A 19,616-nucleotide genomic window follows, 5' to 3' on the forward strand; every position below is an offset into this window, starting at 1 on the left:
CATCCGGCGCCCCGCCGCGGCGAAGCAACGTGCGGCCGCGCTCGGAAATCGAGGCGAGAAGGTCGGAGAAGAAGGCGTTGCTGCTCATGGCGGGCGGTCGAATCCTGATTGAATGCGAATGCTACACGGGATTTATGACAGAGGGGATCACAATCAAGCTGATGTGAGTGAGTAATAAGGTGTCATGTCGGCGCCGCTCCCCAGGCAGTCGTCGTCCCTGCCTAGTGCGCAATTGCGCACGGGGCGCAGGGACCCATAACCACCAGCGGTTGTGGTTTGAAGAAGGTGTCTGATGCCTGAGTGCAATCGAGAAGCCGCAGCGTATGGGTCCCTGCGAACGCAGGGACGACGGATGAGAGATTTCGCTTGCAAGATTAGAAACCTTCCACAGACCACAGATCAAACACACCTTCGCGATCTCGCGGCGCATGTCGCCCGAGGTTTGCCCGTTCACGTCACGCCCTCTTTTATCAAAGGGCGCAGGGAAAGCCGGATGCGCGCTGCACCCGCGGTCTCGTGTGCAAAAGTTGCACGAAAAGCGCACACGAGCATACAGGTCCAGCGGAAACATCCGACTTTCCCTGCGCGGCGGTTTACGGCTTATACATGCTCTCCTCGGTGAGCCCTGCGCTTTTGCCACCGTCGCCCCCGGAGAACCCGGGAACTTGACACCAGCCCTTGGGGTGTCGGGACCACACGACTTCGCCGTCCGCTTCAGGCGCCCTCGTCAGTCGCGCCATCCCCGTCCACCGCATTCCCCGCCCCGCGCCGGTACGTTGCGCAACGCCCCTCTTGATGGGACGGGATGCGAAAAGATATAGACCAGTTTCCACTTCTGGAAAACAGAAATATTTTTGCGCAAGGGGCTTGACAGCAATTACGATAAACAGAAGTGATTGCCCGTCGGGTCGATTTGTTGCGGCGGGCCGCAGGGAATGGCAGGTCAAAGCGCAATCAATTTGTAATGACAATGACATTACATCATGGTATATTGGGGTATGGCCACGACACCGAAGCCGACAATCACACGCGGTACGCTCAACCTGCGCATCAAGCCGGAATTGCGCGGATTGATCGACCGTGCCGCGCAGCTTGCCGGCAAGAACCGCACCGACTTCGTTCTGGAGGCCGCCCGCCGTGCTGCGGAGGATGCGTTGCTGGATCGCACGGTGTTCAGCGTCAGCTCAAAGGCCTACGCCGAATTTCTGAAGCGGCTTGATGCCCCGCCGCAGCCGAATGATCGCCTGCGCCGTACCATGCGGACGAAAGCGCCGTGGGACCGCGGGTGACGCTGAGCGCGCCCGCGCCGCTGGCCGACCATCATCAGTTCGGAGCCTTCAATTCGGGTGTCCCCATCCTCGACGATTGGCTCCGGCGTCGTGCCCGCGCCAACCAGACCAGCGGAGCTTCGCGCAGTTTTGTGATTTGCGCCGATGATATTGTCGTTGGCTACTACGCGCTCGCCTCCGGCGCCGTCAGCGCGGCGGCGGCCCCCAGTCGTTTCCGGCGCAATATGCCGGAACCGATTCCGGTAGCCGTGCTCGGGCGGCTCGCCGTCGATCAGTCCTGGCACAAGCAGGGCATCGGACGCGCGCTGTTCCGCGACAGCGCGTTGCGCGTCATGCAGGCGGCCGAAACGATAGGCATCCGCGGCATGCTGGTGCATGCCATCTCCGACGAAGCCAAGGCGTTCTACCTGGCACTCGGTCTTTCGGAATCGCCGCTCGAGCCGATGACGCTGATGGTGACGTTGGCCGACCTGAGGGCAGCGCTCTAGCTCGTAGCAACTATCAGGTTGGACGAGAACGAGTACTACCCGACCTGCTTCAATCCGTGACACCGCGCTCGACGCCTGCGGGCAGATCACCGGAGTTTCAGCGCCGTCATTGCGAGGAGCGCTGTTGTCCGCCGAAGCCCGCCTTCGGGCGAAGGCGGATGCGACGAAGCAATCCATTCTTTCTTTGTGTGGCGAGATGGATTGCTTCGCTGCGCTCGCAATGACGGCGGGTTACGCTGATCCGCCCTACTGCCCCTCATTCCTTCTCCGCAAACTCCGTCGGCGTCTTCCCCGTCACCTGCCGGAACGCGTGTGAAAATGCCGGTACGCTGGCGTAGCCGAGGTCGGCGGCGAGTTGCTTGACCGAGAGGGTGGCGTCGACCGACAGCTTTTCGATCGCCGCGGCAATGCGGGCGCGCTGGCACCAGCTCTTGAAGCTGAGCTGGGTTTCCGAGGCGAACAGCCGCGACAGGGTGCGCGCCGAGGTGCCGACTTCACGCGCCAGCGCCTCGATCTCATGCGAACCCGTGGGATCGCCGAGCACGATGTCGGCGGCGCGACGGCAGCGCGGTTCGCGCGGCAGCGGAATGAAGGTCGCGGAGTCCTCGGCCTGGTGCAGTTCGAGCATCACGAGTCTTATCAGCAGCGCGGTACGATCGGAGTCGTTGCGGCCGTCGAACAGCGCGAGGATGGCCTGGTGCAGCAAGGGCGAGACCCGCACCACGAATTCGGCATCGAGGCTGGCGCTGCGGTCTTCGCGCGCGAGCCAGGCGAGGTCGAAATACAGCGTGCGCATGTCGATATCCTGCAGCACGTCGATGGCGTGTTCGGACCGCGCCGGCACCCACACCGCGCGGTCCGGCGGCACCAGCCAGCGGCCCTTCGGCGTGGTCACCTGCATGGTGCCGCGGGCGGCGTACACCAGCTGGGCCTCGCGGTGCATGTGGGTGTCGAGCCGGGTGCCCTTGCGGTAGTGGTTCGCGATCAAATGGAGGCCGTCGCCGGTCGAGATGCGGCGCCCCTTGATGGCGGCAATTGGCTTTTCGGCGATATTCATTGGCGACATCCCGTCAGCACAACACCCTATAACCTATGTCAGGAAAAGTCGGGATTCGCCAATGAACAGCCCCGCCAGGGTAATCGGCTTCGTCAACGCCGGCCACTTCATCGATCATTATTCGATGCTGATCTTCGCCGCCGCCATCATCGTGATGGGGCCGGCGCTCGGCATGGCCTATTCGGAACTGCTGCCTTATGCGACCCCGGGTTTCGTCGCCTTCGGCGCGGGATCGCTGCTGACCGGCTGGCTCGGCGACCGCTGGAGCCGCCGCCACATGATGGTGATCTTCTTTGCCGGCATCGGGCTGTCGATGATCGCGGTCGGGTTGGTGCAGACCCCGCTGCAGCTTGGTGCTGCGCTGCTGGCGATCGGCCTGTTCGCCTCGATCTATCACCCGGTCGGGACCGCCATGATCGTGTCCTACGCCGACAGACTCGGCCGCGAGATGGGGCTGAACGGGGTCTGGGGCAATCTCGGCGTGGCGTCGTCGGCGCTGGTCACCGGCGTGATCGGCCAGTATCTCGGCTGGCGCTGGGCCTTCATCGTGCCGGGCATCGTCACCATCGGGATCGGCGTGGCCTTCGCGCGCACGGTCGTGCATGAGGACCGCTCCGGCTTCAAGCAGGCCGCGGCGCAGGCGCGGGTGGCGAAAGCCGACATGTGGCGGGTGATTCTGGCGCTGTTCATCGTGGTGATCGCGATCTCCACCACCTTCAATGCGGTGACGGTGGCGCTGCCAAAGCTGTTTGCCGAGCGGCTCGCCGACTTGACCGCGAGCCCGGCGCTGCTCGGGGTGATCGCGGCCTGCGTCTACGTGTTCGGCGCCATGACGCAATACACCATCGGCCAGCTGATCGACCGCTATTCGCTGAAGGCGATCTCGCTGCCGCTGTCGCTGATGCTGGCGCCGTTCCTGTATCTGGCGGCGACGCTGTCCAACCTGCCGCTGATCCTGGCGGCGATCGGCATCGTGATGGGCGCGTTCGGCCAGGTCACCGTCAACGACGCCATGGTCGGCAAATACACCAGCGAGGAATGGCGGTCGCGCGCTTACTCCGTGCGTTACTTCATCGGCTTCACCGCGGCGGGCGCGTCGGTGGGGCTGGTGGCATGGCTGTACGAGCAGGGCGGTTTCGTCACCATGCTGCATGCGTTCGCGGGGCTGTGCCTGCTGGTGATCGCGGCGGCGATCATCCTGCCGACCGAGATCAAGGTGCCGGCGACGCAGGCGAACTGAGCAGCCCGACGGCACAAACGCTCGCATCTTGCTGCAGCGCGATGTGTGGCGTGAGAGGCGACTACTCCCGGTGTCCAGGTACGGCTCTCAATGCGCTGCAGTCGACTGCAGCTCGGTAGCACTACGGAGTGCCCAAATTAATCAAATCTGAAGGTCTGGCTTTCATACTTGCGGGTCAGCATTGCACCAATTGCATGGCAAGCAGTGCGCGATCACCCAAGCCGGTCCGGTTGACCGTTCCCCGCTCAAAGGACGTTTCACATGCGAACCACGCCGTTCCACGCGCTCCCCCTCATGCTAGCTGGCCTCCTCGCGACGGGCATTCCCGCATTCGCCGAGAACGGCGTTTCGGCCGACAAGATCGTGTTCGGTCAGGCGACCGCGCTCGAAGGCCCGGCCTCGGCTTTGGGCCAGGGCATGAAGATGGGTCTCGACGCGGCCTTCGCGGAAATCAACAAGGCCGGCGGCGTCAAGGGCCGCAAGCTCGAACTGAAGAGCGTCGATGACGGCTACGAGCCGACCAAGTCGATCGAAGCGGTCAAGAAGCTGCTCGAGGAAGACAAGGTGTTCGCTCTCGCCGGCGCCGTCGGTACACCGACCGCCGCCGCTACCCAGCCGATCGCGACCGCGGCGGGCGCTCCCTTCATCGGTGCCTTCACCGGCGCCGAATTTCTGCGCGAGCCGTACAAGCCGCTGGTGCTGAATATTCGCGCCAGCTACTTCCAGGAAACCGAAGCCATGGTCGAACATCTGACCAAGGATCTCGGCGCCACCAAGATCGCGATCATGTACCAGGACGACGCCTTCGGTCAGGCCGGCCTGGCCGGTGTCAAGAAGGCCCTCGACAAGCGGAAGATGGAGCTCGCCGGCGAAGGCACCTTCGAGCGCAACACGGTCGCCGTCAAAACCGCGCTGCTGGCCATCAAGAAGGCCGATCCGCAGGCGGTCATCATGATCAGCCCCTACAAGCCCGCCGCCGAGTTCATCAAGCTCGCCAGGCAGATCAAGCTCGACGTCACCTTCGTGAACATCTCCTTCGTCGGCTCCGATGCGCTGGCCAAGGAACTCGGGCCCGCCGGCGCAGGCGTGGTCATCACGCAGGTCGTTCCGTTCCCGAAGGACGCGGCCATTCCGGTGGTCGGGCGCTATCACGCCGCGCTCAAGGCGTCTTCTCCCGACGCCCAGCCGGGCTTCGTGTCGCTCGAGGGCTACCTCGTCGGCCGCGCGATCATCGCAGGCCTCGAAAAGGTCGATGGCGAGCCGACCCGTGCGGCGCTGATCCAGGCCGTGCAAAAAGCCGGCAGCCTGGATCTCGGCGGCTTCAAGCTCAGCTACAGCGCGACCAGCAACCGGGGATCGGATCAGGTGTTCCTCACCGTGATTCAGCCGGACGGCAGCTTCAAGGCGGTCGATCGCCTCCAGAAGTCCGGATCGTAACGTCAGGCTAACGCGAGCGGCGGGGCAAGGCCTCGCTGCTCGCGGCCCGATTTCGCAATGACGACCTGATACTACTGATACGATCTGGAGATTGACGATGCAGACCGCGACGTCGTGGTATCACCTCGGCCTTCGTGGTCGATTGTTCATGGCCTTTGGCGTCGTCGCAGCCCTCACGGTGCTGGCAAGCGGCAGCGCGATGATCTCCTATGACAGCCTCGGACGCTCGCTCGGCGCGGTCGCCGAAAAGAGCCTGCCCGAAATTACCCGCGCATCCGAGGTGGTCAGAGCCGCCGGCGAGGTCGCCGCAGCAGCACCACGCCTGCTGGCTGCGACCGACAAGGCCGAGCGCGACCACGCCGTCAAGGTCTTGACCACCGCGCGTCAGGATCTCAAGCAGGCCATCGGCGCGCTCGCCGCCGACGATGCCGCACGGCTCAACAAGACCGCGGACCGTATTCTGGTGAACCTCGACCGGCTGATGCAGTCCGCCGCCGAGCGCCAGGCGATTGCCGACTCCCAGCACGCGCTGGTCGCGGGCCTTCGCAAGTCGCATCAGAAACTCGCCGAAAAACTGTCGCCGATGGCCGACGATGCCGGATTCACCCTGACCCTCGGCCTGCAGACGGCGGCCGACAACAAGGACCTCGAGGTCGTCAAGAAGACGCTTGCCGCGCTGGCTGACAACGAACTGGTGGCGCTGCAGGCCATCCTGGATCTGCGCGCCGAATCCAATCTCATCCTGGGAATCCTCGTGGAAGCGGCGGATCTGCCCTCGCTCGAGTTGCTGCCGCCGGTCAGGGACCGGTTCACCGCGACGGCGGGCCGTCTCGGAAAGGCCGCGGCCGCCTTCAAGGATGCCGAGACCTCGAAACTCGTCACCGAATTGGTCAAGACCGGCAAGGATCCCGGCAACGTCTTCGAACTGAAGCAGAAGGAGCTGGTCGCGGCCAAGACCGGCACCAATGTGGTGGTCGAGAACCGTGCGCTCGCGCTGGAGTTCGAAAAGGAAGTCGCCAGCCTGCGAACCCGCAGCGAGGCGTCGGCGACATCGGCGGTACGTGAATCCGAGGCGGAGATCCGCCAGGGCCGGATTATCCTGATCAGCCTCGCGCTCGTCAGTCTTGCCACCGCGCTTGTCATCGGCTGGCTCTATGTCGGCCGCGGGGTGGTGCGCCGCCTCGTCGGGCTGCAGAACAGCATGAAATCGGTCGCCGCGGGCGATCTCGCCACCGAGATCGCCACCTCAGGCTCGGACGAAATTGCCGACATGGCCGAAGCGCTGCAGGTCTTCAAGAGCAACATGCTGGAATCCAACCGGCTGCGCGCCGAACGCGCGGAGGCGGAGAAGCATGTGCATGCCCAGCGCAGAACCGAGATGCGGAAACTGGCCGATGAATTCGAAGCCGCGGTCGGCGAGATCGTGCAGACGGTCTCCTCAGCGTCGACGGAACTGGAAGCCTCGGCAACCGGTCTGACCCGCACCGCCGACGAGACCCAGCAGCTGTCCGGCAGGGTGGAAGCCGCGTCCGAGGAAGCCTCCTCGAACGTCAGGTCGGTTGCGGCCGCGACCGAACAGATGAGCGCGTCGATTGCCGAAATCAGCCGGCAGGTCCAGGAGTCCAACAAGATCGCCGGCGAAGCCGTCAGTCAGGCGGAGAGCACCGACTCGCGCATCAACGAGCTGTCGAAGGCGGCGTTGCGGATCGGCGATGTGGTCGACCTGATTACCTCGATCGCGGAGCAGACCAATTTGCTGGCGCTGAACGCCACCATCGAGGCGGCCCGCGCCGGCGAGGCCGGACGCGGCTTTGCGGTGGTCGCCCAGGAGGTCAAGGCATTGGCCGCGCAGACCGCCAGCGCTACCCACGAGATCAGCAGTCAGATCGCCGGGATGCAGGTCGCGACCCAGGAATCGGTCGTGGCGATCCAGCAGATCGGCACCACCATCAGCCGGATCTCGCAGATCGCGGCAACGATCGCGACCTCGGTCGATCAGCAGGGCGATGCCACGCGGGAAATCGCCCGCAATGTCGAGCAGGCGGCGCAGGGCACTTCGCAGGTCGCCACCAATATCGTCGACGTCAACAATGGCGCGCGCCACACCGGTTCGGCTTCCGCCCAGGTTCTTTCCTCGGCGCAGTCGCTGTCCGGCGAAAGCAATCGCCTCAAGCTCGAGGTCGGCAAGTTTCTCGATACGGTGCGCGCCGCTTGATGGTCAATTACGTCCCTTCCGGCGCCGGCTCCGTCGGCCCGGGCGTCAAGCCGGTGACCGAAGCGACCGCATAGCCCAGCACGGCGCCAATCGCCACGCCCAGCGATTTGAATTCCACGTCGCGGAGGCTGGGATGACGGCCGGCCGCGATGAACTGCAGCGGCTCGACCATCGCAGCGGTCAGCGACAGCGTCAGCACGATCAGCCAGAAGCGCCGGGGATAGGCCGCGGCAAACAGCGCGCCGACCGCCGCCATCGCGCAGAACCGTTCGATGTTCGGTGACAGTCCAGTGGCAGGCCGCCATCCGATCGGAACCAGCGTGACCAGCACCACGATCAGGATCGAGAGCCAGGCCGCGCGCCTGATCAACAGCCGGATGGTATCCACCTTGAAGTCCTTCATGTCCGGATCAGGCGCCTGCGCCCGTATCCCGGATCAGTGCTTGAACAGCTTCCGGAACAGCTTCTGCGACTGCGGAAACTGGTTGTTGTCGATCTGCGTCGGCCATAATCCGTCGACGTCGAAATAGGCGGCATAGGCGATCTTGTCCTGGTTCTGCACGAACCAGTCGCGCATCTGCTGGATGAAGAAGGGATTGTCGCCGAACTGGCCGACGCCCCATTCCGGGTAGCTCATGAGCTTGCCGTGCCGGGCGGCGAAGTCGCGGTGCCATTGCAGGCCGAACGGCGCCTTCAGGTAGTGCGTGTCCCAGCGTTCCTGCGCCGAGCCCTCATGCTTGTAGTCGTAGACGTCGAGGCCGACGTAATCGACCACGTCGTCGCCGGGATAGGCGAGATCGGCCGGCAGCTCCTGCAGCCCCCAGCCCGGGCACCAGTCGTATTTGAAGCCGTCCGAGTGCCGCCGGAAAATTCCGACCACGCGGCGGAAGGCGGCGATGTAGTCCGCCTCCTGGCCCTTGGCGAACCACGGCGAGTCGACCAGATTCATTTCCCAGCCGAGCCGGATGATGGCGTTCGGCTGGTTCTCGGCGATCGCCCTGGCGGCGGCCTCGAAGGCGGCGTCGTGCAGGCCTCCAGCGACATCGGCGAGCGGCGTTCCCTTCACCGTCAGCGGCACCGACCACACCACGTTTCGCGCCGGGTTGAGCTTCTTCCAGATCCCCGGCACCCAGCTCAATTTGGAATAATCCTCCCAGGTCGACTGGGCGTAGAAGTCGACGCCCAGCACCGATGACGGCTTCTGGTTCAGCCATTTTTCCCAGACCTGCAACGTCTTCTCGCGGCCATCGGGCCCCCAGTTGACGAACGCGCCGGCAAATTTCGCGGGCATGCGCGCGGCGCTCGTCTGGCCATAGGCCGGGCCTGCGCCACCAAGCGCCAGGATCGCCGCGACGGTAGCGGCTCCCAGAAGCGCCCGCAGCGTGCGCGCACGGTCAGCGCACGACATTGTCGGCCCTCGCCAGTTGCCCGGCCAGGCCGGTCGATAGTCTTCGTCCCACCACCACGGAGCCCTGTGCCGTGAGGTGGCCGGCGTCGAATTGCAGGGGAATGTCGCCTTCGGCGAATTCATCGCACTGGCCGTCGCGGCAAACCGCATCGTAGACCGAAAGATAGGTCGCGCCCTTGGCGGCGGCGATCCGGCCGAGCTCGCGGTCGCGCTCGCGGATTCCGGCGGTGCGGGTGCGGCTCGCGATCGAAGGACTGTTGCGCAGGATTTCGTCGGCCAACAGCCGCGGCAGGGGCGTGTCATACTCGACGATCGGCCCCAGCACGACGACGTCGAACCCCCTCGACGTCAGGGTCTCGATCGTCTCGGACAAGCCAGCGATATCCTCGTCCTTCCACGACGCGGACAGCAGGACCTTGTCGACCCGGTTGTTCACGAGGAAGTCGCTGAAGACATACTGCATCAGTCGTGGACAGGCGCGCGTGTCCAGCGGCGAGACCGACATTGCGGCCGGGCGACAGGCGCTGGCGGTAGCCTGCAGGATGTTCACGGCCGGCATGGCGGCCGACAGGCCGGACCACAGGTGCGCGGCGTGGCTGTCTCCGACCAGGAGATAATTGGGCCGCCTGGCGTCCGTGGTCATGCAGGTCTCGATATCGAGATGCTGGCGGTTGGTCGCGAGGTAGCATTGGCCGGAGCGGAACGCCTGGGAGGGATCGTAGGCGAGATAGGATGCGATCGCGACGACCCGTTCGGGGAAGCGGAACGGCGCGCCTTTGACGAAGAGCACCAGGCCGCATAGCGCCACGGCAGAAGCCGTCGCCATCGAGGCGATGCCGAACACCATGCTTTTTGAAACCGTCCTGGCCCTGCGGAACGGCATTTCGACGAATTTCCACGACAGGAAGGCGATTCCGACCGAGAGCGCCACCAGCGCCAGTTTGGCCGCGACGCCGGATGAATCCGGCAGCAGCAGTTGATCCGTGCGCTGAAAGACGATCAGCGGCCAATGCCACAAATAGAGCGAATAGGAGATCAGGCCGATGAAGACCACCGGCCGCAGCGACAGCAGCCTGCCGATCGCCGAAACGCCGCCCTCGCTCGAAGCGATCACCAGCGTAGAGCCGATGCTGGCGAGCGAAATCATCAGCAGCAGCGGCGCCGACGGCGAGCCGAGGAAGATGGCGCCGAGCAGCAGCAGCATCCCTGCCGCGCCGCAGGCATTCTTGCCAAACGCGGTTTGCGGCGCCGGAAAGAACCCGATCGCCAGCAGCGCGCCGAGCGCCAGTTCCCATGCGCGAAACGGCGCCAGGTAGAATACGAAGGTGGGGTTTCGAAAGCTGACCGCGATCGCTGCGGCAAAGGACAAGGCCGCGGCAATGGCGAACAGCAGCCTGGCCTGCCTGGGTGCGGCGCGCCAGACCAGCAGCATCAACAGCGGAACGATGAGGTAGAACTGCTCTTCCACGCCGAGCGACCAGGTATGCAGCAGCGGCTTGGTCTCGGCGGGTGCATCGAAATATCCCGCGGTGCCGGCGAAGTAGATATTGGCGACGGAGCCGAGGGCGCTGGCAAGGCTCCTGGCATAATCCTCGAGTTCGACGGGCAGGAAATAGAGATAGGCGAACACGCTGGTGACCAGGAACATGACGAACAGCGCGGGCAGGATGCGCAGCATCCGGCGCTTGTAGAAGTCGCCCAGCGAGAATCGCCGGTTGCGGATGTCCGCATCGATCATGCCGCAGATCAGATACCCTGAAATGACGAAGAAGATGTCGACGCCGACGAAGCCGCCGGGAAAGCCCGGAATGCCGGCGTGATAGAGCAGCACCGGAACGACGGCGAGCGCCCGCAAGCCGTCGATATCGGCGCGGTATTTCGTCGCAAAATCGGACACTTCGGACAGCCCGGATGTGCCGAAACGGCCAGATCCGGCGGTGCTCTCGCCGCTCATGGTGAAATTGCCGCGGAAACTCGACTGTATTGCCATTTGCTCCACATGTTCCGTCACGAGATCAGGTCATGCGTTGATGATTGCAATATCCGGTCCAGCGCGGGCGGAATGGTTAAGAGCAACCGGTTAACCGGTTTCGGAATATTGCGACGCCACTACGACCGGCTGCTCTATAATTCAGGCCACGCGCATTGCTCCAGGCGCCTACCGATCAGGACGAGTTGCTGTGATTGCCGCTACCGACCGAATGCGAGTCCTGCCGTGAACAGGCTGTCCAGCCTCTGGGTCGAGTCGCCGATCGCGCTCTATGTCGGTCGTATTCCGGTCGTGCAGATCCTGCGCGGCGCGCTGTTCATATCAGTGCTGCTGCTGGTCTGGATTTCACTGCAGCCCTTCGCCGATCTCGGCAACCCGACGGCGGGCGATGGCGCCACTGGACGCGGCACGACCTACGCGCTGTTCGGGTTTCTCGCCGTGCTCTCGCTGGTGCTGGTGACGCACAGGCATGCGGAAGCGCTCCGTTCGTTCGTGTCGACGCCTTACATCCTGTTCGGCTGCTGGATGTGCATCAATCTCGTGATGTCGCGCGACCCCTCGGCCTCCACGCAGCGATTTGTCCTTACGCTCTGCGTGTTCGTGGTTGCGGCAACGCTGCTGCTGCTGCCGTCGACCGCGCGCGAATTGAACAGGTGGCTCGGCGTCGCCGCGCTGTCGTTTCTGGCGGTCTGCTATTTCGGGGTGATGATGACGCCGCATCTGGCGGTTCACCAGGCCACCGACGTCTGGGAATATCATCTGGCCGGTGACTGGCGCGGCGTCTTCGACCACAAGAACACGGCGTCCGCCGTCATGGTGATGCTGATCTTTGTCGGGGTCTATCTGACGCGGTCGGGCGCCGCACTGGTCGGGCCGCTGGTCATCGTCCTTTCGGTTGTTTTCCTGTTCTTCGCCGCAGGCAAGAGCTCGACCGCGCTTTGCCTGATCATCTTCGCGGTCACCGCGCTGGTCTCGGCGGCAAGGACCTTCAGGGTTCGGGCGGTGCTTTGCCTGGCGCCCCTGATTGTTCTCAACCTCATGAGCGTTGGCGCCGTCGTCAGTCCGGCGCTGGCGTCCGTCGCCAGCCTGCTTCCTTTCGACGCCAGCTTCACCGGACGCAACGAGGTCTGGCGCTTCGCTTTCGCGTCGATCGCCCAGAAGCCGTTCTTCGGCTATGGCTATTTCGCGTTCTGGGGCAGCGACTACGTGAAGGAGATCGATACCGGCGAGGCCATCGATAATTGGGTATTGATCGCGTCGCACAGCCATAACGGCTATCTGGATTCCGCGCTGGCGCTAGGCATCCCCGGCCTGTTGCTGGTGATCTCCATTCTGGTGATTATCCCGCTCCGGAATTATCACCGCGCGGCGGCGCACGGCGCGCCGACGCCGCTGGCCAACTTGTTTCTGCGGATCTGGCTGTTTGGAATCTACATCGCCTCGCTGGAAAGCTACTTCCTCGATCGCACCGATCCGATGTGGTTCACCTTCCTGGTCGCGGTGATCGGCCTGCACTATTTGTCGCGGTTTCGAACGACGACATAGCGCGCGTACCGGCCATGAAACCCGGCGACGCCTCGCTGGATCAAACGCCCGACCGGGCCCGTTTGGATCTTGGAGATCGTGGAAAAGAAGGTAATGTCGGCCCTGCAACAAGAGCAGGGAGGAGACAACGTGCGCAAGGCAATCAGTTTACTTCTGTTCACCGCATTCATCGGGCTGACCTTGTCCCAGGCTTTTGCCCAGTCGACGGATCAGCAGAAGCAAAAGTGGGGCGGGGGCAAGCAACGCGACTGCGTCGAGCGCGGTAATTGTCCAAAATAGGAGTCTTCCGGGGTCGGTGCGGTAGATGGGGTAACGGGCCCGGATGGCCGAGAGGTCGCTCACGTTGAGGCGTGCCGCGACGTTTCGGCAATCGCGGTGCGCTTGCGGGAAAGGTAAGAGGCACTGTCTCACCTCATGAATTCACATGCACGAAATCCCTCAGCAGCGGATAGATTTCGTTGTTCCAGCGCCTTCCCGAGAATACGCCGTAATGGCCGACGCCGGCCTGCATGTGATGCACCTTGCGATAGGCGCGCACGCCGGTACAGAGGTCCTGCGCCGCCAGGGTCTGGCCGATCGAGCAGATGTCGTCCTTCTCGCCTTCCACCGTCATCAGGCCCATGCGCCTGATCGAGGCCGGGTTCACCGGCCGGCCCTTGTAGGTCATCTTGCCCTGCGGCAGCAGGTGTTCCTGAAACACGTCGCGCACGGTTTCGATGTAGAATTCCGCCGGCAGGTCCATCACGGCGAAATATTCGTCGTAGAAGGTTTTGATCACCTCGGCCTTCTCGGTCTCGCCCTTGGCGAGATGCTGGGCGAGATCGATATGCGACTTGATGTGGCGCTCTAGGTTCATCGATACGAAGGCGGTGAGCTGCACGAAGCCGGGATAGACCTGTCGGAATGCGCCCTTGCACTGAAACGGCACGTAGTTGATCAGGTTCTCCTCGAACCATTTGATCGGCTTGCTCTTGGCGAACTCGTTGACCTTGGTGGGCAGAATGCGGGTGTCGATCGGGCCGGCCATCAGCGTCAGGGTCGCCGGACGGGCGGGGTGATTGTCCTCCGACATGATGGCTGCGGCCGCCAGCGCCGACACCGACGGCTGGCAGATCGCCACCATGTGCGCGCGCGGGCCCAGTTGATCCATGAAGGTGATGAGGTGCTCGGTGTATTCGTCGAGGCCGAACTTGCCATGCTCGCGCGGAATGTCGCGCGGATTGTGCCAGTCGGTGATGTAGACGTCGTGGTCCTGCAGCAGGGTTTTCACGGTGCCGCGCAGCAGCGTCGCGAAGTGCCCGGACATCGGCGCCACCAGCAGCATGCGCGGCTGTTCCGGCGAATTTTCCTTCTTGAAATGCAGCAGCGAGCCGAACGGCGTCGCGTAGACGACTTCCTCCGTCACCTCCAATTCCTGATTGCCTACCATCACCCTGTCGATGCCGTAGGCCGGGCGGGAATAGGTGAGCGAGGTGCGCGAGATCAGCTCGAGGGCGGCGGCGAGCCGCCCGAACAATTTGTCGGAGCCGCCTTGCGGCACGAGGTTGAGGTATCTCAGCGCCGACGCGGCCCCGCTCCGCCATGGCGCCGTCAGGTCCATGTGGTTCTGATAGGCTTGATACATCATCGACTTCATCCGGAAACGCCCTCGCCCATATCGCTATGCAATATCGAAGCCAAGGCGGAGTCGAACGGCCGGGTAAACTGGCACGTCGCTTGCTGAACAAAACGCGCGAGGCATGGACCATGGGCACTTTGCGGCTGAAAGGCCTGGGCAAAGCAGTACGCGCATGGCCTTGGCGGACGTTCAGGCGTGAAGGAAAAGCCATATGGCGAAAGCGACACTGACCATCAGCAGCAGGAACTATTCGTCCTGGTCGCTGCGCGGCTGGCTGCTGACGAAGTTTTCCGGGCTGGAGTTCGACGAAATCGTCACTGCCCCCGACGATGCGTCGGCGCGGGCCGAGATCCTGCTGCTGTCGTCATCGATCCTGGTGCCGTGCCTGCGCCACGACGGCGCCATCGTGTGGGATACGCTGGCGATCGCCGAGTATCTCAACGAGGTCCAGCCGGATGCCGGGCTTTTGCCGGATGACCGCATTTTACGGGCGCATTGTCGCTCGATCTGCGGTGAAATCCATTCGGGGTTCACCACGCTGCGCGCATCGCTGCCGGTCAACCTGAAAGGTCACTTCCCCGGGTTCAAGGTCTGGTCGCGCGCCCAATCGGATATCGACCGGGTCTGCACCATCTGGCGAGAATGCCTTGCCGAGTCCGGCGGGCCGTTCCTGTTCGGCGAACGCAGCATGGCGGACGCGATGTATGCGCCGGTAGTGACCCGCTTCATGACCTATGACGTGAAGCTGGAGCCGAGGCTTCGGGCCTATGCCGACATGATCATGGCGCTGCCCGAGATGCAGGAATGGATCGAGGCGGCTCGGGCCGAGCCCGCCGACATCGAGGAGCTCGAGGTCGAATATTAGGCAGTCGGCGCGCCCCATTGCCTGTTTGCCGGGCGCTGGTCTAGGGCACGATTTGCTCAACATGCTGCCATGCGGGGCCGTTGCACGGCCGGCGTCGCCAAGCTGGCGAACCGCGCGGCAAAGAATCGCCAACTCGAATTTCGGTATCGGTCCAACGGCTTCAACGCATCGGCGGCGGTTGCAATCGATTTTTGCCGCGGTGCAACGCGGCTGGCGCGAATTTCGCATAGCACCATGAAGCTGTGAACGCGACGACGCGGCGCTGCCGAAAATTTGGACGCCTCGCCCGGTCGCGCGAAATACTCGGATTGGAGGGTGTCATGAACGTGCATGCCGCGATCGATTCCAAAGCGTCCGGCCTTACCCGCCCGAACGGCGATGCCCTCCGCCTGAACACCAGGAATTTCGTGGCGATCGATCGCGACCGGAATGCGACGCACGAGGCGACGTATCGGCCGCAGGCGCTGTACAATCGCGCCAACGAAGGTTTTCATGCCAACAACGAAACCTTCCTCCTCCACGAGGTCTCGACAAACCTGCCGATTTACCTGCCCGATACCGGCCCCACCGATTTCCATCTTCACCTGCCGCCGGGCGGTTACCAGCTCGTGCTGGTCACGTCGGGCGTGTTCACCTTCGATTACGATGGCCGGGTTTACTATGTCGGCCCCGGTGCGGTGATTCTGCAGAGCGCGATCGTGCATCGCCAGCTGTTTTACACCTGGGCGGGGCTGTCCACGGAAGAGAACCTGAAGACGGCGCAGACGGTGGTGCCGGATCCGATTTCCATGGGCTATTCCGGCAAGTTTCTCGAAGGCTTCATTACCGATCCCACGACCTTCCCCAACCCGACGGTGGTGGGTCCGGATCAGATCAACGAGGCGGAAACACCGCGCGTGGCCTGGAGCCATCCGCTGCATGACCGCCCGTCCGGCGCCGCTTTCTGGCTGCAGGACCCGCTGGAGCTTGAAGCGCTCTACAAGCCGCTGCCGGCGGGGTGCCCTGTCAAATCCGCCGGGCCTGTTTATGTGCGCGATATCGGAATCGAGATTCCGAGCGGCCGGCTGACCACTGGACACATCATCGCGACCGACCCGCGTGGCCAGTCGCTGTTGCCGAAGAGCACGTCAGCCACAACGGATACCGCCTTTCTCGATAAGGGCGAGGTTGTCATCTATCGCGTCATTCGCGGCACGGCCGAATTCAACAACGGCGCGGGCGAGCATTTCGAGCTTGCGACCGGCGATACGGTCACGGCCGGCAAGAACACCATCACGCTCGCAGGGGTCGGCGAGAATACCCAGATCCTTCGGCTCGGCCTGCTGAAAGGCATGGAGAATCTTCGCAGTTGGACGCCGACACAGCGTGACGAAATTGACGGCCTGGCTGGTCAAATCATTACGCGGAAGGACATTCGTCCGCTGCGTACCGAAGGAAAGCCGGTCGGGTATTTATACGAATGATGCGGGCGCCGTTTCGAATGTGATTTTCATGACCAAGGGAGTAGCGCCATGTCATCCCCGGAGGAATTAACCTTTGTGCTCGGCCGCTGGCTGCGGCCGATTGTGATCGTGCTGCATGTGGTGCGCCGCATCACATTCCAGCCGATATCTAGCCGTGAACAGGAGGCTACAGGCCCGAACCGCTGATTCGGGCGCGATTCGTTCCCACCACGTTCCAAAGCTTAAGAAATGCGCTGGCGCCGTCGCATTGTGGCACAGCGAGCCGGTCTCAGGACCGGGCGCGAATGCCGCCGGCAGCGGGCAGGCGCCAGCCGACCACGGTGGCCTCGACGGCGCCGCCGGAATCGTTGTTGCGCCATGCGCCATCGACGAAGCGGCAGGCGAACGGCAGTTGATAGGTGCCGCTGTGATCCTCGCAAAGCACCTGAACCGGCTGATCCGGCGGCGGTTCGCCATTGCCATTGAACTCGGCCAGCCGTCGTTCGCGTGTTGCCATCCAGTGATTCTCCCTCAGTGACACACTGGCGCCGCGGTTCCGGAGCCGCGCCAGCGCCGTCGCTTGCCTCAGGTGGGGTGTTCCGCGCAAACCTCAACGCGCGAATGAGGTTTCAGTATGGTAACCTCGGTGACTGGTTCCATCTCGCGACAAATTGACCGCGACATCCACTTTTGAATGAGGATTTCAATGATCGGCCGGATCGCTCTCGTCGCGTCGATGGTCATCGCGCCCCATCTCCTGACGCCCGCTTATGCCCAGGACGTTCCCGGCATCGAGATCTGCACCGTCGAAAAGACCATGGAGCGGCGCACCAGCTGCCTGCAGAGCAATGTCGATTTCCTGATGAAGACGATCACCCGGCTCGGTGCCGTCCATCAACAGAAACTCGACGCCGCCAACCGCCAGATCGACGGCCTGAAGAGCGCGGTCGTCAGCCTGCAGAAGACGGTCGACGATTTGCAGGCGGCGCAGAAGAAGCCGGCTGAGGATGCCAAGAAGAAAGATGCGCCGGCGGCGAAGGATGCGGTGAAGTAGAGGTGCGCGCTGACTTCCTGATTGGAGTGATTGCGATGCGCACACACACCGCCGTCATCGCCCGGCTCGACCGGGCGACCCAGTATTCCAGAGACGCCAGCGATAGAGCCGAGACGCCGCGGCGTACTGGATCGCCCGGTCGAGCCGGGCGACGACAAGCGCGTGCGATGGGTTGAGTCTTTCGCGAAAGCCGTCAGCTTCGTTCACTAAAATCCAGCACGTCCCGGCGTCGGTGGCATCTCAGAAACACAACGACATAGGTGAGCAGCACGGCGAGCGGCGCGAGCATGATCACCACCGCCGGCTTGCGCACGCCCAACGGGCCAACCAGAAAATTCCCGAAGCCGCGGGCGAGGCAGCTGGGCGAGAGTTCGCAGGCGCAGAACAGCAGGAAGACCGGCGTAATACTGAGCACGGTCAACAGCGCCAGCATGAAGCAGATCAGGCTGGAGGCTCGTCCGATCCTGGCTCGCCTCGGGCTGGCGGCAACGGGTTGCGGTTTCGGCCGCCGGCGGATCCGCCATGGCCGATGCGACGGGTGAAAAGTGTCGTTGATGGCTGTCATGGCCTGACGATGCGCCGCCGCTTGGCAGCGCCTTTGCGCGGGGTGCTCAGGATTTGCGGATTGTTGTGCAGTTTTCGCGCAGAGTGCCGGGACTGTCCTTACCTCTCCCGCTTGCGGGGGAGGTCGCCGCGCTCGCAAGAGCGCGGCGGGTGGGGGAATTCCATCTGCTTGCGCTGGCGCTTGCTGCAGCACCCCCACCCCAGCCCTCCCCCGCAAGCGGGAGAGGGGGCGCACCTGCGGTGATGCTACCATCGGGGGGCGCACCGCCGATGCTGCTGCATCAAGGGGCGCAGCTGCCCTGCGTCTGACATTGCTTGGCAAGCGATATCGACTTTGCCATAACATGGCACAACGAAATCGTTGCGCGTGCGGAATGAGCCTTTAATCCGCCTGCAGCCATAAGAAGCGGGGGGATTCCATGTCCAATATTCGTGTTCTCGCCACCGGCCTGGAGTTTCCCGAAGGTCCCGTCGTGATGCCTGATGGCTCGGTGGTGCTGGTCGAAATCCGCGGCCGGCGGCTGACGCGCGTCTGGCCCGACGGACGCAAGGAAGTGGTCGCGGAGATGCCGGGCGGACCCAACGGCGCCGCGCTTGGCCCCGACGGCAAGATGTACGTCTGCAACAATGGCGGCTTCAGCTGGATTCCGACCAGGAACATGATCATGCCGGGCCCGCAGCCCGATGATTATCTGGGGGGATCGATCCAGCGGGTCGATCTGCAGAGCGGCAAGGTCGAGACAGTCGTTTCCAAATGCGGCGAGCATGGGTTGCGGGGGCCGAACGACCTCGTGTTCGACAAGCATGGCGGCCTCTGGTTCTCCGACCTCGGCAAGCGCCGCGCCCGCGAGATGGATGTCGGTGCCATGTATTACCTCAAGCCCGGCATGAAGGAGATCGTCGAGGTGGTGCATGGCGTGCTGCCGGCCAACGGCATCGGCCTGTCGCCCGACGAAAACACCGTCTACATCGCGGAGACGCCGACGGCCCGGCTGTGGGCGTACGAGATTTCCGAGCCCGGCATGTTGAAGCCGCGCGACGTGATCTATCGCGGCGAGCGCGGCAAGCCGATCTGCGGTCTCGGCGGCTACCAGATGTTCGACTCGCTGGCCGTCGAGGCCGATGGCAATATCTGCGTCGCCACGCTGGTCTCGGGCTGCATCTCGGTGATCGCGCCGGATGGCACCCTGGTCGAGCAGATCCCGACCGGCGACCGCGTCACCACCAACATCGCCTTCGGCGGACCCGAACTGAAGACCGCCTACATCACGCTGTCCGGCAAGGGCGAACTGATCGCAATGGACTGGGCGCGGCCCGGCCTGGCGCTGAATTTTTTGAATAAGTGACGATTGCGGATTTGCAATCGTCATTCCGGGATGGTCCGAAGGACCAGACCCGGAATCT

At 63.5% G+C, this 19,616-nt stretch carries 19 protein-coding genes; 12 read left to right on the forward strand and 7 right to left on the reverse strand.

Annotation, left to right across the window (positions count from 1 at the left end):
* The first annotated feature begins 998 nt into the window (after positions 1-998).
* The gene (locus Q7U29_RS03945; RefSeq protein WP_304738698.1) at positions 999-1,289 is read left to right on the forward strand and encodes a DUF1778 domain-containing protein; all 291 of its coding nucleotides are present in this window, start codon (positions 999-1,001) and stop codon (positions 1,287-1,289) included.
* Positions 1,286-1,777 carry a GNAT family N-acetyltransferase gene (locus tag Q7U29_RS03950; protein WP_304738738.1) on the forward strand — a complete coding sequence of 164 codons (492 nt, stop codon included), beginning with the start codon at positions 1,286-1,288 and terminating at the stop codon, positions 1,775-1,777. Before Q7U29_RS03945 ends, Q7U29_RS03950 begins: the two co-directional genes overlap by 4 nt.
* Positions 1,778-2,033: 256 nt before the next feature.
* Here Q7U29_RS03950 and Q7U29_RS03955 read toward each other — a convergent pair whose 3' ends face one another.
* Complete coding sequence (locus Q7U29_RS03955) at positions 2,034-2,834, reverse strand: helix-turn-helix transcriptional regulator (RefSeq protein ID WP_304738700.1); 801 nt, start codon at positions 2,832-2,834, stop codon at positions 2,034-2,036.
* Positions 2,835-2,895: 61 nt separating this feature from the next.
* On the opposite strand from Q7U29_RS03955, the gene Q7U29_RS03960 reads away from it, so the two are divergent.
* From Q7U29_RS03960 to Q7U29_RS03970, 3 genes are all read left to right on the forward strand, one after another.
* Positions 2,896-4,074: an MFS transporter gene (locus Q7U29_RS03960; protein ID WP_304738703.1), complete on the forward strand. Its 1,179-nt coding sequence runs from the start codon at positions 2,896-2,898 to the stop codon at positions 4,072-4,074.
* A 294-nt stretch (positions 4,075-4,368) separates the two neighbouring features.
* Complete coding sequence (locus Q7U29_RS03965; protein ID WP_304738706.1) at positions 4,369-5,511, forward strand: ABC transporter substrate-binding protein; 1,143 nt, start codon at positions 4,369-4,371, stop codon at positions 5,509-5,511.
* Between the two features lie 97 nt (positions 5,512-5,608).
* Positions 5,609-7,726 carry a methyl-accepting chemotaxis protein gene (locus Q7U29_RS03970; RefSeq protein ID WP_304738710.1) on the forward strand — a complete coding sequence of 706 codons (2,118 nt, stop codon included), beginning with the start codon at positions 5,609-5,611 and terminating at the stop codon, positions 7,724-7,726.
* A gap of 7 nt (positions 7,727-7,733) precedes the next feature.
* Here Q7U29_RS03970 and Q7U29_RS03975 read toward each other — a convergent pair whose 3' ends face one another.
* From Q7U29_RS03975 to Q7U29_RS03985, 3 genes are read right to left on the reverse strand one after another with little or no spacing between them, the layout of a single operon-like run.
* On the reverse strand, positions 7,734-8,129 hold the full coding sequence (locus Q7U29_RS03975) for a VanZ family protein (protein WP_304738713.1): 396 nt from the start codon (positions 8,127-8,129) through the stop codon (positions 7,734-7,736).
* 33 nt (positions 8,130-8,162) lie between these two features.
* Positions 8,163-9,134 (reverse strand): glycoside hydrolase family 26 protein, encoded by a 972-nt coding sequence (locus tag Q7U29_RS03980; RefSeq protein WP_304738716.1) that lies wholly within the window; start codon positions 9,132-9,134, stop codon positions 8,163-8,165.
* A complete protein-coding gene (locus Q7U29_RS03985; protein ID WP_304738719.1) occupies positions 9,121-11,124 on the reverse strand; it encodes an acyltransferase family protein in 2,004 nt (667 codons plus the stop codon). Before Q7U29_RS03985 ends, Q7U29_RS03980 begins: the two co-directional genes overlap by 14 nt.
* Before the next feature lie 225 nt (positions 11,125-11,349).
* On the opposite strand from Q7U29_RS03985, the gene Q7U29_RS03990 reads away from it, so the two are divergent.
* Positions 11,350-12,669, forward strand: a complete 1,320-nt coding sequence (locus Q7U29_RS03990) for an O-antigen ligase (RefSeq protein ID WP_304738721.1) — start codon at positions 11,350-11,352, stop codon at positions 12,667-12,669.
* Between the two features lie 78 nt (positions 12,670-12,747).
* A complete protein-coding gene (locus tag Q7U29_RS03995) occupies positions 12,748-12,948 on the forward strand; it encodes a hypothetical protein (RefSeq protein WP_304738723.1) in 201 nt (66 codons plus the stop codon).
* A gap of 133 nt (positions 12,949-13,081) precedes the next feature.
* Here Q7U29_RS03995 and Q7U29_RS04000 read toward each other — a convergent pair whose 3' ends face one another.
* A complete protein-coding gene (locus tag Q7U29_RS04000) occupies positions 13,082-14,305 on the reverse strand; it encodes a polyhydroxyalkanoate depolymerase (RefSeq protein ID WP_304738725.1) in 1,224 nt (407 codons plus the stop codon).
* A 193-nt stretch (positions 14,306-14,498) separates the two neighbouring features.
* On the opposite strand from Q7U29_RS04000, the gene Q7U29_RS04005 reads away from it, so the two are divergent.
* The 3 genes from Q7U29_RS04005 to Q7U29_RS04015 all read left to right on the forward strand — a co-directional run bounded on the left by Q7U29_RS04005 (position 14,499) and on the right by Q7U29_RS04015 (position 16,801).
* Positions 14,499-15,152 (forward strand): glutathione S-transferase family protein, encoded by a 654-nt coding sequence (locus Q7U29_RS04005; protein ID WP_304738727.1) that lies wholly within the window; start codon positions 14,499-14,501, stop codon positions 15,150-15,152.
* A 320-nt stretch (positions 15,153-15,472) separates the two neighbouring features.
* Positions 15,473-16,615 carry a hypothetical protein gene (locus Q7U29_RS04010; protein ID WP_304738730.1) on the forward strand — a complete coding sequence of 381 codons (1,143 nt, stop codon included), beginning with the start codon at positions 15,473-15,475 and terminating at the stop codon, positions 16,613-16,615.
* A gap of 48 nt (positions 16,616-16,663) precedes the next feature.
* Positions 16,664-16,801 (forward strand): hypothetical protein, encoded by a 138-nt coding sequence (locus Q7U29_RS04015; RefSeq protein WP_304738731.1) that lies wholly within the window; start codon positions 16,664-16,666, stop codon positions 16,799-16,801.
* An 82-nt stretch (positions 16,802-16,883) separates the two neighbouring features.
* Here the strand turns inward: Q7U29_RS04015 and Q7U29_RS04020 are convergent, their stop codons facing one another.
* Positions 16,884-17,111: a hypothetical protein gene (locus Q7U29_RS04020; protein ID WP_304738732.1), complete on the reverse strand. Its 228-nt coding sequence runs from the start codon at positions 17,109-17,111 to the stop codon at positions 16,884-16,886.
* A 189-nt stretch (positions 17,112-17,300) separates the two neighbouring features.
* Here Q7U29_RS04020 and Q7U29_RS04025 point away from each other — a divergent pair, with 189 nt between their 5' ends.
* Entirely contained in the window at positions 17,301-17,648 is a 348-nt protein-coding gene (locus Q7U29_RS04025) for a hypothetical protein (protein ID WP_304738733.1), read from the forward strand.
* A gap of 193 nt (positions 17,649-17,841) precedes the next feature.
* Here the strand turns inward: Q7U29_RS04025 and Q7U29_RS04030 are convergent, their stop codons facing one another.
* Positions 17,842-18,081, reverse strand: a complete 240-nt coding sequence (locus tag Q7U29_RS04030; protein WP_304738734.1) for a hypothetical protein — start codon at positions 18,079-18,081, stop codon at positions 17,842-17,844.
* A gap of 550 nt (positions 18,082-18,631) precedes the next feature.
* Here Q7U29_RS04030 and Q7U29_RS04035 point away from each other — a divergent pair.
* A complete protein-coding gene (locus tag Q7U29_RS04035; RefSeq protein WP_304738735.1) occupies positions 18,632-19,558 on the forward strand; it encodes an SMP-30/gluconolactonase/LRE family protein in 927 nt (308 codons plus the stop codon).
* The last annotated feature ends 58 nt before the right edge of the window (positions 19,559-19,616 follow it).

The organism is Bradyrhizobium sp. (assembly GCF_030654605.1).
In the GTDB taxonomy this organism is placed as follows: Bacteria; Pseudomonadota; Alphaproteobacteria; order Rhizobiales; family Xanthobacteraceae; genus Bradyrhizobium.

Coding starts and splice junctions, on each gene's coding strand:
- Q7U29_RS03965 (WP_304738706.1), top strand. CDS start 4,369: ATGCTAGCTGGCCTCCTCGCGACGGGCATTCCCGCATTCGCCGAGAAC.
- Q7U29_RS03980 (WP_304738716.1), bottom strand. CDS start 9,134: ATGTCGTGCGCTGACCGTGCGCGCACGCTGCGGGCGCTTCTGGGAGCC.
- Q7U29_RS04015 (WP_304738731.1), top strand. CDS start 16,664: ATGTCATCCCCGGAGGAATTAACCTTTGTGCTCGGCCGCTGGCTGCGG.
- Q7U29_RS04030 (WP_304738734.1), bottom strand. CDS start 18,081: ATGCTGGCGCTGTTGACCGTGCTCAGTATTACGCCGGTCTTCCTGCTG.
- Q7U29_RS03985 (WP_304738719.1), bottom strand. CDS start 11,124: ATGGCAATACAGTCGAGTTTCCGCGGCAATTTCACCATGAGCGGCGAG.
- Q7U29_RS03945 (WP_304738698.1), top strand. CDS start 999: ATGGCCACGACACCGAAGCCGACAATCACACGCGGTACGCTCAACCTG.
- Q7U29_RS03960 (WP_304738703.1), top strand. CDS start 2,896: ATGAACAGCCCCGCCAGGGTAATCGGCTTCGTCAACGCCGGCCACTTC.
- Q7U29_RS04035 (WP_304738735.1), top strand. CDS start 18,632: ATGTCCAATATTCGTGTTCTCGCCACCGGCCTGGAGTTTCCCGAAGGT.
- Q7U29_RS04025 (WP_304738733.1), top strand. CDS start 17,301: ATGATCGGCCGGATCGCTCTCGTCGCGTCGATGGTCATCGCGCCCCAT.
- Q7U29_RS04000 (WP_304738725.1), bottom strand. CDS start 14,305: ATGAAGTCGATGATGTATCAAGCCTATCAGAACCACATGGACCTGACG.
- Q7U29_RS03955 (WP_304738700.1), bottom strand. CDS start 2,834: ATGAATATCGCCGAAAAGCCAATTGCCGCCATCAAGGGGCGCCGCATC.
- Q7U29_RS04010 (WP_304738730.1), top strand. CDS start 15,473: ATGAACGTGCATGCCGCGATCGATTCCAAAGCGTCCGGCCTTACCCGC.
- Q7U29_RS04005 (WP_304738727.1), top strand. CDS start 14,499: ATGGCGAAAGCGACACTGACCATCAGCAGCAGGAACTATTCGTCCTGG.
- Q7U29_RS03975 (WP_304738713.1), bottom strand. CDS start 8,129: ATGAAGGACTTCAAGGTGGATACCATCCGGCTGTTGATCAGGCGCGCG.
- Q7U29_RS03970 (WP_304738710.1), top strand. CDS start 5,609: ATGCAGACCGCGACGTCGTGGTATCACCTCGGCCTTCGTGGTCGATTG.
- Q7U29_RS04020 (WP_304738732.1), bottom strand. CDS start 17,111: ATGGCAACACGCGAACGACGGCTGGCCGAGTTCAATGGCAATGGCGAA.